This window comes from Streptomyces sp. BA2, assembly GCF_009769735.1.
Lineage (GTDB): Bacteria > Actinomycetota > Actinomycetes > Streptomycetales > Streptomycetaceae > Streptomyces.
Window position 1 is genome coordinate 651,948 of sequence record NZ_WSRO01000002.1, and the last position, 15,346, is coordinate 667,293.

Genomic DNA, 15,346 nt, shown 5'->3' on the forward strand with positions numbered 1-15,346 from the left:
GGGTCACCTCGCCGAGCCGGTCGCCGCCGCGCAGTACTGCGACGCATCGGCGAACAGGTGCTCGACGGCTGCGGCGAGGCGGTCCCCGGTCAGCGCGTTCGGCAGCAGCCGCCGGGCGAAGCGCGGGCTCAGCGGCACTCCCTCGTGCCGTTTCTCGGTCATCAGTGGCGGCAGGAACGCCATCGGCGTACAGGACAGTTCCGCGTCGCTCTCCGCGAGGAAGCGCGCTGCGCGCTCCCTGTGTGCCTCGGGCAGCCAGTCGAGAAACGGCAGGCTGACCTCGACGACCTCATCGTCCGCGGGGTCTTCGCAGCCGGCGTCCAGATGGTCGCGCAGCAGTCGGCAGGGCGCGGCCTGCCATTCCTCGCGGAGCATGGGGACGCGGCATCGGGCTTCGTCGAGCAGGACGAGCAGCGGCCGTTCCCCGTCCAGGTGCTCGCGCACCTCGGCACGCTGTTCCGCGTCCGGCCATATTCCCTTCGGTGTCCATTGCTTCGTTTCGTACCCTGAAGCGCGCTCTTCCCAGAGCATGCGGGCCGGCCCTTCGAGTACGACGAGCACGTCTCCTAATCGGAGCGTGGGCGTAAAACGCATGATCTATTTCCCCCGTTGCGTTTCTTGCGTGTAACTCTGGTGCGAATTGAGTGCGAATATCGAAAGCGAAATTCTGCCGTTCGATTACGCGGCGGCGGGCAGGCGGTGCGCCAGCCAGCAACGGCCGTCGATCCCCGCGAAGTCGTCCACCGCCAGTTCCGCGGTGCGCCAGCGGGCTTCGCCCATGGAGAGGAGCCGGGAGCCGGCGGTGCTCACGGTCGGGGTGAAGCTGTGCCCCAGGGGGCGCACCGGTGTGCCCGCGCCGATGACGAAGCGCCTCATCCAGAGCGTGTCGGTGTTGCCGCGGGAAAGACCGTCCTGTGCGTAGAGCAGGACCTGGGCCAGCTGGGCCACACCCACGAGCGCGTCGACCAGGGAGACCGACGGCCCGTAAGCCGCTTCCGCTCCGTACGTATGCGCATCCCCGTTTGTGTGCGCATCCCCGTCCGTCGCCACGACGCGCTGCAGCCCCCGGATCTCCTGCCGGTCGAGGTCGACGCGGACCTGCTCGGCGTACTGGTCGCGCTGCTTGTAGCCCGCGCCGTAGTGGCGGGCTCGCGCCGGCCCCAGTGCCTGCTTCTCGTCGGAGTACGTGACCGGTGTCCCCGCCCTGTCACCCTGTTCGTGCACGAGCGTGCAGCGCACTTTCAGGCGCCCGACCCGGCAGTCGAACGTGCTGGCCAGCATGGGGTCTTCCCCGGTCGGACCATCGACGGCGACCAGCCTGCCGTGCACGGGAAAGTCCGCGAGGTCTTCGTGGGGCGTGCTGCCGGCCCGTACGTCGGCTCGGCGCACCCAGATCCTGCGCCGCTCGGCGGCGCCGAGCCCGAAGGCCCGGGCGAGGTGTGTCTCCGCCAGGTTCGCGGCGAGCACCAGTGCGTCGATGCTGCTCAGATGCGGTCGCAGCTCACCGGCGCCCGTCTTGCGGGACCAGTCGCGCGGATAGGTGAGCGTGCCCCGCGCGGTGACGAGCGCACCCGGTTCGGCGGACCCGTCGGTGGTGATGTTTTTGAGGCCTTGAGTGACGCGTTTGTATCCGCTTCCGAAAAAGCGGGAGCTGCCAGGTCCGAGGCAGCTGTCCAGAGATCCGTATAATAATTCCTTGTTGCTCATTCCCCGTTTACCTTCCCCCGTGTCGCGGGCCGAGCGGCCCGGACAGAAAAAACACTATCCAGCACGCCAGGGGGAAGCAATTAGTTAATGGAATCTGTGACGGCCTCCACAGATCCACCCAAAGGAAACCTCAAATAGGGATTCTTTAATTCCAGTTTCACCGGATCAATTACTGAATTCGGCCGGACATCACTCGCAGGCGATCACGCGCGGCCAGCGGTCGGCGAGCAGATCGCCGAGCAGCGCCCGCAGCCGGTCGCGGTCCTCCGCGGGCACGGCGGAGAGAAAGTCCTGCTCCACGGCGTCGACGGCGCGCCCGGCGCGCTCGAGTGCCTCGCGGCCGCCTTCGGTGAGGCGCAGGATGTAGCGCCTGCGGTCCGACGGATTGCGCCGCCGCTCCACATGGCCGGCCCGCTCCATCTCGTCGATCAGCGCCACCATGGTCGTCGGGTCGAGATGGAGGAGTCTGCTCAGATCCTGCTGAGACAGGCTCAGATCACTTTCCAGCGCCGCGAGGACATAGAAATAGCGCAGGCGCATGCCCTGCGCCATGAGCACCCGCTCCGCGTCCTCCATCAGGATCGATCCCGCCTTGTTCAGCAGATAGCCGGTCCTGCGGACGAGGGGGAAGTCGAGCGCGGCGGGTTGCGCCGGGGTGGGCGTCGCCTCTGCCATCCGGGCCGTCCCCTTTGCTGCTGGGCGCTGTTGAGCGCCGCTGAGAGCTGCGAGAGCTGCGAGAGCTGCTGAGATCTCGGAAAATGACCGGCCCAGGGATGCTGTTGCTCGGTGGTGCCGAACATCCCCCGTGCCGATCGTCGATCACCCCAAGGGTACTGGCGGTGGCACCGGCCTCCAAGGCCGGTGCCACTCACAGTGCCGCGTCCGGTCGGGGCGGGTAGCCCGGTCGGTCTCCGACCGGGCTACCCATCTCCCCCGGCTCGCACCGACTGGGCCACGACCGGCGCTCCGGCGCTCTCGTCCCCCAAGAGCCCTTGTGCGTCCAGGCCGTTCACCACAGTCCGGGTGCCGATCTGCACGGTCTCGCCCCGGGCGCTCTCGTGCAGGTCGCGTGTGCGGATGAAGACGAATCCCACGAGCGCGCCGACGGCGGCGACGACCGCGCACACGAACATCACATCGGTCAGCCCGTCCACGAAGGCGGTGCGGGCCGCCGCTTCGAGTGCGGGGCCCATCCCCGAGGGCGCGCGCCCGGCGGCCTCCGCGCCGCCGCCCGCCGCGACGGCCTCGCCGAACTCATGCGCGGAGGAGCCCAGTTGGCGACCGGCTTCGGACTGCGCGAACAGGTCGGCCACCCTGCCCTGGAACGCCGCGCCGAAGCCCGCGATACCGATGGCGACGCCCACCTGCTGGAACGTCTCGTTGATCCCCGAGGCCATGCCCGCCTTGGACGGTTCCACGACGGCGATGGACAGCGACGCGCGCGGCGGATTGAAGAGACCCATGCCAAGGCCGATCCCGAACATGCTCGGCAGCAGCGCCGTCCAGGACGTGTCCGGCCCGGTGAGCGCGACCAGCGAAAGCCCGAGCGCGATGAGCGCGAGGGACGTTCCCATCAGCAGGCGCTGCGGCACCCGGGTGGTCAGCGATCCCGAGATCGCTGCCGCGACGAACAGCGTCCCGGTCAGCGGAAGGAACCGCAGGCCGGTCTCCCACGGCGAGTACGCAAGGACGTTCTGCACGTACGACACCAGGAGGAAGATCGCGGACATGGTCGCGGCGGCGCACAGCAGCGTCACCACCGACACTCCGTTGAACGTCCTGTTCCTGAACAACGACAGCTGGAACATGGCCCGTTCACCGCGCCGCCTCTCCACAGCGCCGAACGCCGCGAGGAGCACCACAGAGACCACGAACATGCCGACGATGGGCACGCTGCCCCATCCCTCGGCCTCTCCTCGCAGCAGCGCGAGCACGAGCAGCGTCAGCGCGCCGGTGAAGAGCACCAGACCCCACCAGTCCACGGCGGGGGCCGACTCCGCACGGGACTCACGCATCCGCAGCGCGCTCACGGCCATGGCGAGCAGCCCGACCGGAATGTTCACCAGGAAGATCCAGCGCCAGCTGAGCCCGTCGGTGAGCGCGCCCCCGATGAGCGGGCCGAAGGCAATGGACAGGCCGACCACGCCGCCGAAGATGCCGAAGGCCTTGCCCCGGTCCTTGCCCTGGTACTCCTGCCCGATCAGCGCGGGCCCTACGGCGAACAGGACCGCTCCCCCGAGTCCTTGGACGCCGCGGGCCACGGACAGGACGACGGCATCGTTCGCGAGGCCGCAGGCGAGCGAAGCCGCCAGGAACACGACGAAGCCGATATTGAAGACACGCTTGCGCCCCAGGCGGTCGGCCAGCGATCCGGCTGTCAGCAGAACAGCGGCCAGACCGAGGGCGTACGCGTCGAGCACCCATTGGAGCGAGGTGAAACTCGCGTCGAACGCATCCCTGATGTCGGGCAGCGCCACGTTCACCACGGTCAGGTCGAGCAGCAGCATGAACGTGGCCACACACACCACGGCCAGGGTCCACCCCCGCCCGCCCACCGTCGTCGTTCGTCCGGACATCATTCCCCCGAGATCGTAATGATCTACTTCTCAAATCATCGATATTCCCGACGATTTGGAAAGCTACGAAGGCCCCGGAAACCTGTCAACGGCCCTCTCACGTCTCGGCCATGATCCGACCGGAAACCGCCCTTCCCGGCCGGTAACTCCGCTCGACATGCCCCTCGAGGTCCTCCGGATAGAAGTAGACGGGCCGCAGGTTGCCCTGCGCGTACCGTTCAGCCTGGTCGTCGAAGTGCGGCGAGTCGTGATGCCCGCTGACGCCTCCCGCCGTCACCGCCCAGGCACGCAGCCGCGGCCCGAACTCCACCACCGCCACGAAGCTGTTGCCGCTGGTGCCGTAGTAGCGCTTCGTTCCGGGGTAGCGCATCGCTCCGAACGACGCGAGTGAGCCCCATCGCGCTGAGGTGAAGGGCACGGGGATGCTCGGCTTGTCGTCGCTGAACTCCTGGACGATCGAGCCGTCGTTGCGCTGATAGCGGTTGATGTCGCCCCACGGCACCTCCCAGCTGCCGAAGTCCCGCGTCAGCCGCTCCACCGCTGTCCTCAGCGCCCCGAGCCGCTGCTCATCGGAAGCACGGTCGGCCATGTAATCCCACACCGACAAACCGGCATCCGCAGCCGACCGAGAGGTAAGCGCCCACAGCGCCTCCCCCCAGAAGACGGCCAGCGACGTGGCGGTCGACCGCTCGGCCCAGCGGTAGTTCCAGCCGCGCAGCAGGGCGATCGGCCCGCCAAGCTCCGCCTTCTGGCCGCTGCCCGCGGGCAGTTGGTCCCACGCGGCGACAAGCCCCGGAACCAAGCGTGCGAAGGCGGTGAGGTACGGATCGAAGGCAGCCGCTATCAGCGTCTGCGGGGTGAAGTCGTCGCGCGCGGACAGCACCCGGATCGCCTGCGGCCCGCGCGGGTTCTCTCCGGCCTGGTCGAAGTAGCGCGGGTAGTCGGCCGCGTCGGGGCTGTCCGCACCGGCGGCGGTCCAGGGCCAGTTGTTCGTGTTGAAAGCCCAGCCGTTCTTCGGGTTCACGGCCTGCGGCATGCTCGCGAGGCTGTGCAGACCGCGCCAGTCGGTCGCCGGATCGCTGCCGTCGACGGGCTTCCGGTAGTCGAAGCGGTCATCACGCACCGGCATGAACTGCGGCATCAGGAAGGCGATGTCGCCCTTCGAGTCCGCGAAGAGTGTGTTGTTCGAGCTGTTCGCCCTCAGGCCCGCGACCCGGAGATAGCCCGCGTAATCCCGTGTCTTGGTGCGCAGGAAGCTCTGCTTGAGCGCGTCGAGAGGCTTGTTCATCAGTGCGCACGCGATCCACTTGCCCTCCGCCTCACGAACGATCGGGCCGTGGTGTGTGGCGAAGGTGGTGAAGCGGCGCTCGTCCTGCTTGCCGTCCGCGGTGCGACAGGACAACGTGATCGTCTTCGTCGTCACGGGACGCAGCTCGTCGCCGTAACGGTAGAAGCGGCTGCCGTCCGCCCCCGTCACGATCCGCTCGGCGAACTCGTCGACGTTGTCGACGCCACTCGTCGTGTGCATCCATCCTGTGTGCGCGTTGAAGCCCTGGTAGATGAAGAACTGCCCCCAGGTGGCGGCGCCGTAGACATTGAGCCCTTCACCGCTGGTCACATGCTGCTCAGAACGGAAGAAGAAGCTGGTGTGGGGGTTGATCAGCAGCAGCGCACGGCCGTTTCGCGTACGACTCGGCGCGATCGCCATGCCGTTGGATCCCGTGGGTTCGCGCAGCAGCAGCCCCCGTTCATCATCGGTCATCGGCACCGCTCGCTTGCCGTAGAAGGCTTCGAGCTGACTGAGCGGCACCGATTCGATGTTGCCGCCGATGCTGCCTTCCGAGAAACTCAACGGCATCCACGGCTCGAACCGCTCGAGCACACTCGGCCGCACCTCGGGGTGTGTCGCGAGGTAGTAGTTGAGCCCGTCCGCCCATGCCCGCATCAACGTGCGCAGCCAGACCGGGGTCTTCGCGTAATCCTTCTTGAGGGATTCGGGGTCGAGGAACAGCCGCTGGCGCAGGTCCTGCCAGATCGCCCTCTCGCCCTCCGCCTCGGCGAGGCGGCCGAGGGCGACCAGATAGTTGCGTTCGATCCGGTTGAAGTCGTCCTCGGCCTGGGCGTACATCATCCCGAACACGGCATCGGCGTCACTCTCGCCCACCACGTGCGCGACGCCCCAGTCATCGCGGCTGATCGTCACCCGCGCCACGTGTCTGCGCCAGCGTGCCGCGTCGGGCAGCGACTGCTCCGGAGCCCCGAACGCGGGGCCGGAGGGCAGACCTGCCGCGACAGCGGCGAGCCCGACCGCTCCGCCCAGGACACGGCGTCGGCTCACCCCTGTGTTCTGCGCGTGGCTCATGAGTTGCTCCGCCTTCCGTCGCGAATCGAGAAGTCACCGCGACAGGCCCGCATGCCTACGCGGCGGGACACGCTCCGGTGATCACCCACACGGACAGTCCTATCCATGGGGCGCCAGACTGACAAGACCTCGAACTCCGGCAAGTGGAAGACCTTCATCCATCGAGAGGTCCGACGACTCGGTCGAATGTCCGGGAGCCGAGCTCGATGGCCATGATGCCGCGTGATCCGATCACGACCACTCCACGTGGGCCAAGGACTTTGGTTCGCCACAGGGGTGACCCGACTCGCACATGGTGCTCCAGTCCGCTTTCCAGGGACCACAGCGCCACGGAACAGGTGTGACCACCGGTGACGGCGATCGATCGCTGGCCGTACTGAGCCATGTCGATGTCCGTCAGTTCCATGCAGTGCCCGCGCTCAAGTTGGGCCTGAGTCATACGTGTACCGTCTTCGGCGCTCCAGACGGTCAACCGGGAATAGGACCCCACGCCCACGACGACGGCAACGCGGCCCGAGCGGCCGAAGGAAACAGCCGTGGTGCGAAATGGGGTGCCGATGTCCGTACGTCCGGAAAGGGCCAGATCCTCGAACCGTGCGTCTTCGCCCGTCACGGTCCACAAGCGCGTTTGGTCTTCCTGCCAGCCCCATGTGACGAATCGCAGGGCATCGTCAGGCTGGTCCGGAAGCGGGGCCACCGCGAATCTTCCGGCGTGGCAGTGGAGCGGTGGCCGGATCGGTTCGCCCGAGGCCAGGTCGAAGAAGCCGAGCCGACCGCTGACGGCGGCGGCGAGCAGCAGCGGTCGCTCTCGCCCGAGGACGGAGATACGGGCCCATTCCTCCTCCGCCGGGAGTCGGCGGTCGTACGACACCCGACCGTCCGGGAATCGCCGCAGCGCGATGAGCCCTTCCGTGTCCAAGGTGACGAAGGACGTCGGGTCGCCGGGCATGGCCGCCGCGCTCCGGTAGCGCCTCTCGGCGGACGATCCGAGTCTCGCGAGGATGTCGCCGGTGTCCGCGGTGAAGATCACGAACTGTCCGTCTGTGCTGAGCGCCGCGACGCAATCGCCCTCCACTTCCCCGGCACCCGCGACAACCCCGTGATACTTGTTGGCCGGAGCGTCCGGACCATCCGTCCGGCTGTCCCAGACCCGGACGGCACCGTCACGCCCGCCCGTGATGATCCAGCAGGTTCCGTCCATTTCACACTGCGCCACGGACTCCACCCCGCCGTCGTGAACGGCGATCCGCCTTGTTTCACCCTGGGCCGACCGGCGGATGAACACGTCCCCGTTCCAATCGCCCCAGCACCACAGATCGCTGTGACGGCCCGAGAAGAGAGTGGAGAATACGCCGGCTCCACCGCGATAGGGATCGCCGATCCTCGTCCCTCGCACCGGATCCCATAGGATCACCCGGCCGGCCTGTGTCCCCAGAAGCAGGACTGGTCCGCCCTCGTGCTCCGCGACCGAAGCGCTCCAGACATCCAGGTCGGCGCGCCAGGCCGACATCTCCGGTCTGGCTTCGAATGGTTCACCGATCGGCCGGGCGGACTCAACGTCCCACGTGCTGATCTCGGCCATGTCCGTGGTCAGCACGGCCAGGCATCGTCCGCCCGCATTGCCCACCGTGAGTACTCGTTCCTGTTCTCCGAGAACCATGCGGGGAAGATTCAGCGACCTGCCGTCATCGGCGGACAGGATCTCGATGACGCGCTCCTCACTGACGGTCGCGACTGCGGCGGCGCCCTCGATGACGACGGCCCAAACGCCGTGCGGGGCACGCTGGTCCGCGAGTACTCCCGGGCCGTCGGTAGTGCCCGGCACCGTTCGCAGCAGACGACCGTCCTGATGCAGCGTGATGATGGCGATGCCGTCACTCCGCGCTGACGCCGTCATGTCGACGATGGCCGATTCGGGTTCATGCACCCCGGATGCCAACGGGCTGCCGTCCCTGAGGAACCATGCCTGGACAGCCCACGCGCTTGCCGAGAGCACCACGGCTCCCCTCGGGTGCTCAACGGTGGCGAGGGCGAGGACGTAGTCGTCGTGGTGACCGAGCATGCGAGTCGCGGCCAGGTCGTCCCAGTGCGCCCAGCGCACCGCCCAGGGGCGGGCGGGGAAGGCAGCGGCCAATGAGGCGGCCAACTCCTCGTCGCCGGCCATTCGCGCCGCCATTTCGAGGTAGCAGACACGCTCGTCCTCGGATGCCACGAGCAGCTGCTGTCCGACTCGCTGGACGGTGCGGGCCAGCCTCCGGCCCGACGGGGTGCACGCCGTCGGCAGGGCTGCCAGCAGGCGGGCGGGATCCATCGTGGCCAGGAAACTCGGATCACGCAGCAGCCTGTCGAGCACCTGGCCCTGGCCTGCGTGGAAGGGCAGGTACGTGCGCGTGTAGGCGTCGGCGTCGGCCCAGACCAACCCGTCGCCGGACGTCGGTGACAAGCGCTCGAGAAGTACTTCTGTGAGACGCCGGTGGGTCTCGACCGGTGGACGCTGCCGGACACTGAGCTGGCGCAGGTGTTCGCCGAGCGCTTCGTGGAAGAGTCGGAACCGGACTTCCGATCCGCGTTCGGTGCGGTGGAGCAGGTCGATCGCCGTGGTGTCCAGGAGCAACCGGTTGACGTCCCGTTCCGAGTACGTGTCGGTGCCCAGTGCTGTGGCCGCGGCCGCCCAGGTTCGCGGGTCGTCGAAGCCGTCTCCCTGGGACCAGGCCAGGACCATCAGAAGGTCGCGCAACCACGGTCCGCCGTGCTGCACGTCATGCAGGTAGCGTTCCATCGCGGCACCGACGGTGGTGGGAAACGTCTCCTGCCAGCCCGCGCTGTTCGTGTCGACGGGTTCGCTCGCTGCCATGAGGGACAGTGCGGTGAGCTGTGCCACCAGGAAACTGCGGCCGCAGCGAACTGCCACAGCGGCGCCGACCGATGCCGCGAGTTCAGGGCAGGGCCGGTAGGGCGTGGGGAGCTGCGGGTCGCTCTCGGCGAGCAACGTGAGGCGGACGTACTCGGCGATGTCACGCCGGTCCAGATAGCGGGCCTCGTCCAGGTCGATGACTCGCGCCGAGCCTCCGAACAGGCGCAACAGGTCGTCCTGACCTCCCGGACGGGTGCCGACGAGAAGGCGTATGCCCGTCCTGCCCGCCGCCGCCGCGAGGGGTTCCAACAGATCGACGATGAGTCGCTGGGCGTCCGCTGCCTCGTCGACCCCGTCCACGACCACCACGGTCGCCCGATGTCCCCGGTCTTCCCGGAGGTTGGCGAGCAGGCCACCGGCCGTTGCCTCGTCGATGGTCAGCGCCCGTGCGATCTCGGCGGCGACCTCGTCAACCGTGCGGCCCCTCACATGTACGGCGGCGCTGAGGGCGCCGATCCGCGGCAGGGCCTGGTCCGGTGCGGTGGGCGTCTCACCGCGCAGCCGGGCATCGGCCAGGCTCACCAGCCGTCCGAGCACGGCTGACTTGCCTGATCCGGGTGCCCCGGTCACCACGCGCGATCGCGTGATGTCCGGACCCTCGGTGTTGATCCACGCGGTCAGCTCGCGCAGGGCCCGCACCCGGCCCGCGAAGTACGTGCCTTCTCTGAGGCTGGATGGTAGAACGCCACGCCCCCTCGGGCGAAAGTGACCGCGCAGCTGCTCCGCACGCTCCGTGGCCGCGCTCTCCAGCCTTTGCGCGAGGAGGAGTTGTTCCTCGGTCTGCCGCGCGGCCCGCACCCGAAGCCGGTCGACGGCCGGCGGAACCGCGATGCCGCTCACCGTCAGCAGAGCCGTGAGGACGAGCATGACGGGTGTGACGCGGTCGGCGGAGACCAGTCCGAGCAGGGCCCCGATCCCGACCGCCACGCCGGGAAGCAGGTGGATCAGCAGCCGAACCGTCAGTGACCACCAGTTGTCGCGCCGACGCAGTGAGTGCACAGCATCATTCGTATAGCCAACTCGCTTCTGTCGTACAGGACTTGCGGCAATGGCCAGCAGCACCGAGCAGGCGCCCGGCGGCACACCACCCCGCGCTCGGCGAGGAGCTCAGGAGCCCGCGAGGAAGGTGAGGCGCACCTTTCGCTCCGGATTATCCCGGTTCGTATCGACCAGGCACACCGACTGCCACGTCCCCAACTCCAGGCGGCCGCCCACCACCGGCAACGTCGCGTGCGGCGGCACCAGCGCCGGCAGGACGTGGTCGCGGCCGTGGCCGGGGCTGCCGTGGCGGTGCTGCCAGCGGTCGTCGGCGGGGAGCAGGGTGTGCAGCGCGGCCAGCAAGTCGTTGTCGCTGCCCGCGCCCGTCTCCAGGATCGCGATGCCGGCAGTCGCGTGGGGGACGAAGACGTTGAGCAGGCCGTCACGGCCGGCCGCCGCCTCGCTCAGGAAGCTCTGGATGTCGTCGGTGAGGTCGAAGACCTTCTCCGCCGAGCCGGTGGTGACGTTCAGGACACGTGTGGTGAAAGCATCGGGCATGGGTCCATCTTCCCTCACGGCGTTCCCATTCACTGATATACGGCGTCCGCCTTTCGAGACGACATTGACCGTGCGCGGACGATCTGGCTACGTTCTGCGGCATGTCGCGTTCAGCTCTGCTCACCACGCGCGGTCACATCGACCTGCTGCGGGTGGCTTCCGCCGCGTGTCGTCGCGGCCGCTGACGCCCCCTCAGCCAGCTTCTCCCCCCTCGCACTTCTCTGCCCTGCTGCCCTCGCGCGGTTGATCTCGCCATCCCGCGCGTAGGCCATTCGGGCATCCCTCCCTCCTGCCGTGGAGACCCATGAGCATCAGCCATGCCCCGCCGGATTCCGTACCCGACATTTCGGTAATATCAGAACTTGACCTCGCCCCCATCGTCCCGTCGTCCACCCGCCGCGCCCGCGTCCCCCGCTGGCTGCGCCGCACATCCGGCCCCCTCGCGCTCCTCGCCCTGTGGCAACTCCTCAGCTCCACAGGGGTGTTGACCCAAGACATCCTCGCCTCGCCGGGGACCATCGCCGGCGTGGCCCGCGATCTCCTCGGCGACGGTTCGCTGACCTCCGCCATGGGGGTCTCCCTGCAGCGTGTCGCGGTGGGACTGCTGCTCGGCACCCTCGTCGGGACCTCGCTCGCGCTCGTCTCCGGGCTCTTCCGCGTCGGCGAGGATCTCGTCGACGCGAGCGTGCAGATGCTCCGTACCGTGCCGTTCGTCGGGCTCATCCCGCTGTTCATCATCTGGTTCGGCATCGGTGAGGCGCCCAAGGTCGCCATCATCACGCTGGGCGTCTCCTTCCCGCTCTATCTGAACGTGTACGCGGGCATCCGCGGGGTCGACTCGCAGCTCATCGAGGCCGGTGAGTCCCTCGGGCTCTCGCGGTGGGGGCTCGTGCGGCACGTCATCCTGCCGGGCGCGCTGCCGGGTGCGATGACCGGGCTGCGGTACTCCCTGGGCATCGCCTGGCTCGCCCTCGTCTTCGCCGAACAGATCAACGCGGACTCCGGGATCGGCTTCCTGATGGTCCAGGCGCGTGACTTCCTGCGGACCGACGTGATCGTCGTCTGCCTGATCGTCTACGCCTTCCTCGGCCTCATCGCCGACTTCATCGTCCGCACCCTCGAAAGGCTGCTGCTGCAATGGCGACCGACGTTCACCGGCCGGTGACCCCCAACGCCCTGACGACACAGGCCACTTCGGCCGTACGCGTCGAAGGTCTCACCCGCTCCTTCGACGGGCGTGCCGTCATCGATCACCTCGACCTCGACGTGCGGCCGGGTGAGTTCGTGGCGCTGCTCGGGCGCAGCGGCTGCGGCAAGTCGACCCTGTTGCGCATCCTCGCCGGGCTCGACCGGGACATCGAGGGAACGGTCCTCGTGCCGCGCCGCAAGGCCGTCGCGTTCCAGGCGCCCCGGCTCATGCCCTGGAAGCGCGTGTGGCGCAACGTCCTGCTGGGGCTGAAGGGAAAGCCCGAACGCGGTGCAGCCGAAAGGGCGTTGGAGGAGGTCGGGCTCAAGCACCGTACGAACGCCTGGCCCAAGACGCTCTCCGGCGGCGAGGCTCAGCGCGCCTCACTGGCCCGAGCCCTGGTGCGCGAGCCCGATCTGCTGCTGCTCGACGAGCCGTTCGGCGCCCTCGACGCGCTCACCCGCATCAAGGCCCAGCGTCTCGTCGACGAACTGTGGCAGCGGCGCGGCTGCGCCGTCCTGCTCGTCACGCACGACGTCGAGGAAGCCGTGCTCCTCGCCGACCGGGTGCTCGTCATGGACGACGGGGTCATCGCGTACGAGACCGAGATCGATCTGGACCGGCCGCGCGGCATCTCCGATCCGCGCTTCGCCGAACTGCGTACCGAGCTTCTGCAGCGCCTGGGCGTCGACGCGCCCCACTCCGCGGAAGCCGCTGCCGCGGCATGAACCTCCCGCATCCCCCTTCCCCCTTCCCCCGTGAACAGCACGAACAGACCGAACGGACTCACCATGCGACGACATCTCGCCGCCCCCGCCCTGCTCCTCCCCCTGGCCCTGCTGCTCGCCGCCTGCTCCGGCTCCTCCGCGAACACCTCGTCCGGCGGCGCCGGTGGCGGGACCGACGGCCAGGGGTCGCTCACCCTCAACGTCGGGGACCAGAAGGGTGGTTCGGAGGCCGTGCTGCGTGCGGCCGGGGAGCTCGACGACCTGAAGTACAAGATCCGCTGGTCCACCTTCACCTCCGGGCCTCCCCTCCTGGAAGCCGTCAACGCCAAAGCCGTGGACATCGGCGCCGTCGGCAACACACCGCCCGTCTTCGCCGCCGGAGCGAACTCGAAGATCTCCGTGGTGGCCGCCACCCACGGCACCGCGGCGGGTGAGGCGATCCTCGTCCCGAACGGCTCGCCGCTGAAGAAGGCCGAGGACCTCAAGGGCAAGTCCGTCGCCGTGGCGCAGGGTTCTTCGGCGCACTACCAGCTGATCGCGTCCCTCAAGAAGGCCGGGCTCGGCTTCAAGGACGTCAAGGTCAAGTATCTCCAGCCGGCCGACGCACTGGCCGCGTTCACCAGCGGCAAGGTGGACGCCTGGTCCGTCTGGGACCCGTACACCTCGCAGGTCCTCGAGAGCAGGAAGGGCCATGTCCTGACCGACGGCGACGGTGTCGTCAACGGCCTCAACTTCCAGGTGGCGGCGCCCGGCGCGCTCAAGGACAAGAAGAAGTCCGCGGCCATTGACGACTACCTCAAGCGGCTGCGCAAGGCACAGGACTGGGTCTACGACCATCCGGAGGCGTGGGCGAAGGTCTGGGCGAAGGACACCGGACTGCCTTACGAGGTCGCGCTCGCCGCGGTCAAGCGCACCAACGGCACACGGGTCCCGGTGGCCGTGGACAAGAACGTGACCGCCTCCGAGCAGGAGATCGCGGACACCTTCGCCGACCAGAAGCTCATCCCGCGCCGCATCGACTTCGGCGACTTCGTCGACACCCGCTTCAACGGCGACCTGCCGCCCTCCACCAGCACGCCGCGCACGTACCGCAAGGAGTCCTGACGATGACCGTCCACCTCAACTGGTTCCTGCCGACCGGCGGCGACGGCCGCACCCTCGTGGACCGCCACGCCTACACGGACGGCGGCATCAAGCGCTCCCGCGTCACCCCCGTCAGCGGGGTGCGGGCCCCCGACATCGACTATCTGATCCAGATCGCCAAGGCCGCCGAGCAGGTGGGCTTCGAGGCGGTCCTCACCCCGACCGGCACCTGGTGCGAGGACGCCTGGCTGACGACGGTCGCCCTTGCCCAGCACACCGAGCGGCTCAAGTTCCTGGTGGCGTTCCGGCCCGGCGTGATCTCCCCGGTGCTCGCCGCGCAGATGGCGGCCACGTATCAGCGCATCACGCGCGGGCGGCTGCTCCTGAACGTCGTCACGGGCGGCGACTCGACCGAGCAGCGGCGCTTCGGCGACCATCTCGACCACGATCGCCGTTATGCCCGTACCGATGAGTTCCTGTCCGTCGTACGGGGCGTGTGGGGCGGTAAGCCCTTCGACTTCCACGGCGAGCACTACGACGTTCAGGGCGGTCTCACCGCGCTGCCGCCGGACCCGCTGCCGGAGATCTTCTTCGGTGGCTCGTCGGCGGCGGCCGGGCCGGTCGCCGCGCGGCACACGGATGTGTATCTGACGTGGGGCGAGCCGCCGGAGCAGGTCAAGCAGAAGATCGACTGGATTCGTGGTCTCGCCGATGAGCAGGGGCGCACGGTCCGGTTCGGGATCCGCCTTCACACCATCTCGCGTGATTCCGCCGCCGAGGCGTGGGCCACGGCGAACCGGCTGCTCGACGACCTCGACCCGGACACCATCGCCGCCGCCCAGCAGGCGCTCGGCCGCAGTGAGTCCGTCGGTCAGCAGCGGATGCTCGCGCTGCACGGCGGCTCCCGCGACGACCTGGAGATCTCACCGAACCTGTGGGCGGGCGTAGGTCTCGTACGGGGCGGCGCGGGCACCGCCCTCGTCGGCAGCCACGCGGACGTCGCCGACCGGATCGAGGAGTACCACGCGCTGGGGGTGGAGCACTTCGTCCTTTCGGGCTATCCGCATCTGGAGGAGGCGTACTGGTTCGGCGAGGGCGTGATCCCGGATCTGGCGGCGCGCGGGCTGCTGCCCCGGATTCCGGCGTCGCAGCTGGCGGGGGTGCCCGCGGCGAACGGGCGCCCTGCCTCGGCTCCGGGCGGCGCCCCGCTGCTGGTGGCGGGCGGGCGCTGACCCGGAGGCCTGCGCGGGAAGA

The 15,346-nt window shown here is 68.7% G+C and carries 12 protein-coding genes; 5 read left to right on the plus strand and 7 right to left on the minus strand.

What is annotated here, in order from left to right:
• Positions 1–3: 3 nt before the first annotated feature.
• The 7 genes from E5671_RS05695 to E5671_RS05725 all read right to left on the minus strand — a co-directional run bounded on the left by E5671_RS05695 (position 4) and on the right by E5671_RS05725 (position 11,095).
• A complete protein-coding gene (locus tag E5671_RS05695) occupies positions 4–594 on the minus strand; it encodes a hypothetical protein (protein WP_202121023.1) in 591 nt (196 codons plus the stop codon).
• Positions 595–678: 84 nt separating this feature from the next.
• Positions 679–1,707, minus strand: a complete 1,029-nt coding sequence (locus E5671_RS05700) for an AvrD family protein (protein WP_160502743.1) — start codon at positions 1,705–1,707, stop codon at positions 679–681.
• Positions 1,708–1,896: 189 nt separating this feature from the next.
• A complete protein-coding gene (locus E5671_RS05705) occupies positions 1,897–2,382 on the minus strand; it encodes a MarR family winged helix-turn-helix transcriptional regulator (protein ID WP_160502744.1) in 486 nt (161 codons plus the stop codon).
• 245 nt (positions 2,383–2,627) lie between these two features.
• Positions 2,628–4,286: an MFS transporter gene (locus tag E5671_RS05710; RefSeq protein ID WP_237330110.1), complete on the minus strand. Its 1,659-nt coding sequence runs from the start codon at positions 4,284–4,286 to the stop codon at positions 2,628–2,630.
• A gap of 94 nt (positions 4,287–4,380) precedes the next feature.
• Entirely contained in the window at positions 4,381–6,645 is a 2,265-nt protein-coding gene (locus tag E5671_RS05715; RefSeq protein WP_160502745.1) for a penicillin acylase family protein, read from the minus strand.
• Between the two features lie 154 nt (positions 6,646–6,799).
• Positions 6,800–10,558, minus strand: a complete 3,759-nt coding sequence (locus E5671_RS05720; RefSeq protein WP_160502746.1) for a hypothetical protein — start codon at positions 10,556–10,558, stop codon at positions 6,800–6,802.
• A 108-nt stretch (positions 10,559–10,666) separates the two neighbouring features.
• Positions 10,667–11,095 (minus strand): secondary thiamine-phosphate synthase enzyme YjbQ, encoded by a 429-nt coding sequence (locus tag E5671_RS05725; protein WP_160502747.1) that lies wholly within the window; start codon positions 11,093–11,095, stop codon positions 10,667–10,669.
• A 101-nt stretch (positions 11,096–11,196) separates the two neighbouring features.
• On the opposite strand from E5671_RS05725, the gene E5671_RS47720 reads away from it, so the two are divergent.
• The 5 genes from E5671_RS47720 (at position 11,197) to E5671_RS05745 (ending at position 15,324) form a co-directional block, all read left to right on the plus strand.
• Complete coding sequence (locus E5671_RS47720) at positions 11,197–11,280, plus strand: putative leader peptide (RefSeq protein ID WP_356129427.1); 84 nt, start codon at positions 11,197–11,199, stop codon at positions 11,278–11,280.
• A 119-nt stretch (positions 11,281–11,399) separates the two neighbouring features.
• Entirely contained in the window at positions 11,400–12,260 is an 861-nt protein-coding gene (locus tag E5671_RS05730) for an ABC transporter permease (RefSeq protein WP_160502748.1), read from the plus strand.
• On the plus strand, positions 12,233–13,009 hold the full coding sequence (locus tag E5671_RS05735) for an ABC transporter ATP-binding protein (protein ID WP_160502749.1): 777 nt from the start codon (positions 12,233–12,235) through the stop codon (positions 13,007–13,009). Before E5671_RS05730 ends, E5671_RS05735 begins: the two co-directional genes overlap by 28 nt.
• A gap of 63 nt (positions 13,010–13,072) precedes the next feature.
• Complete coding sequence (locus E5671_RS05740; protein WP_160502750.1) at positions 13,073–14,113, plus strand: ABC transporter substrate-binding protein; 1,041 nt, start codon at positions 13,073–13,075, stop codon at positions 14,111–14,113.
• A gap of 2 nt (positions 14,114–14,115) precedes the next feature.
• Positions 14,116–15,324 (plus strand): LLM class flavin-dependent oxidoreductase, encoded by a 1,209-nt coding sequence (locus E5671_RS05745; RefSeq protein ID WP_160502751.1) that lies wholly within the window; start codon positions 14,116–14,118, stop codon positions 15,322–15,324.
• Positions 15,325–15,346 lie beyond the last annotated feature (22 nt).

What these genes read in the sequence shown, in the direction of transcription:
- E5671_RS05710 (WP_237330110.1), bottom strand. Translation starts at nt 4,286, where the DNA reads ATGATGTCCGGACGAACGACGACGGTGGGCGGGCGGGGGTGGACCCTG.
- E5671_RS47720 (WP_356129427.1), top strand. Translation starts at nt 11,197, where the DNA reads ATGTCGCGTTCAGCTCTGCTCACCACGCGCGGTCACATCGACCTGCTG.
- E5671_RS05730 (WP_160502748.1), top strand. Translation starts at nt 11,400, where the DNA reads ATGAGCATCAGCCATGCCCCGCCGGATTCCGTACCCGACATTTCGGTA.
- E5671_RS05735 (WP_160502749.1), top strand. Translation starts at nt 12,233, where the DNA reads ATGGCGACCGACGTTCACCGGCCGGTGACCCCCAACGCCCTGACGACA.
- E5671_RS05745 (WP_160502751.1), top strand. Translation starts at nt 14,116, where the DNA reads ATGACCGTCCACCTCAACTGGTTCCTGCCGACCGGCGGCGACGGCCGC.
- E5671_RS05740 (WP_160502750.1), top strand. Translation starts at nt 13,073, where the DNA reads ATGCGACGACATCTCGCCGCCCCCGCCCTGCTCCTCCCCCTGGCCCTG.
- E5671_RS05725 (WP_160502747.1), bottom strand. Translation starts at nt 11,095, where the DNA reads ATGCCCGATGCTTTCACCACACGTGTCCTGAACGTCACCACCGGCTCG.
- E5671_RS05715 (WP_160502745.1), bottom strand. Translation starts at nt 6,645, where the DNA reads ATGAGCCACGCGCAGAACACAGGGGTGAGCCGACGCCGTGTCCTGGGC.
- E5671_RS05705 (WP_160502744.1), bottom strand. Translation starts at nt 2,382, where the DNA reads ATGGCAGAGGCGACGCCCACCCCGGCGCAACCCGCCGCGCTCGACTTC.
- E5671_RS05700 (WP_160502743.1), bottom strand. Translation starts at nt 1,707, where the DNA reads ATGAGCAACAAGGAATTATTATACGGATCTCTGGACAGCTGCCTCGGA.
- E5671_RS05695 (WP_202121023.1), bottom strand. Translation starts at nt 594, where the DNA reads ATGCGTTTTACGCCCACGCTCCGATTAGGAGACGTGCTCGTCGTACTC.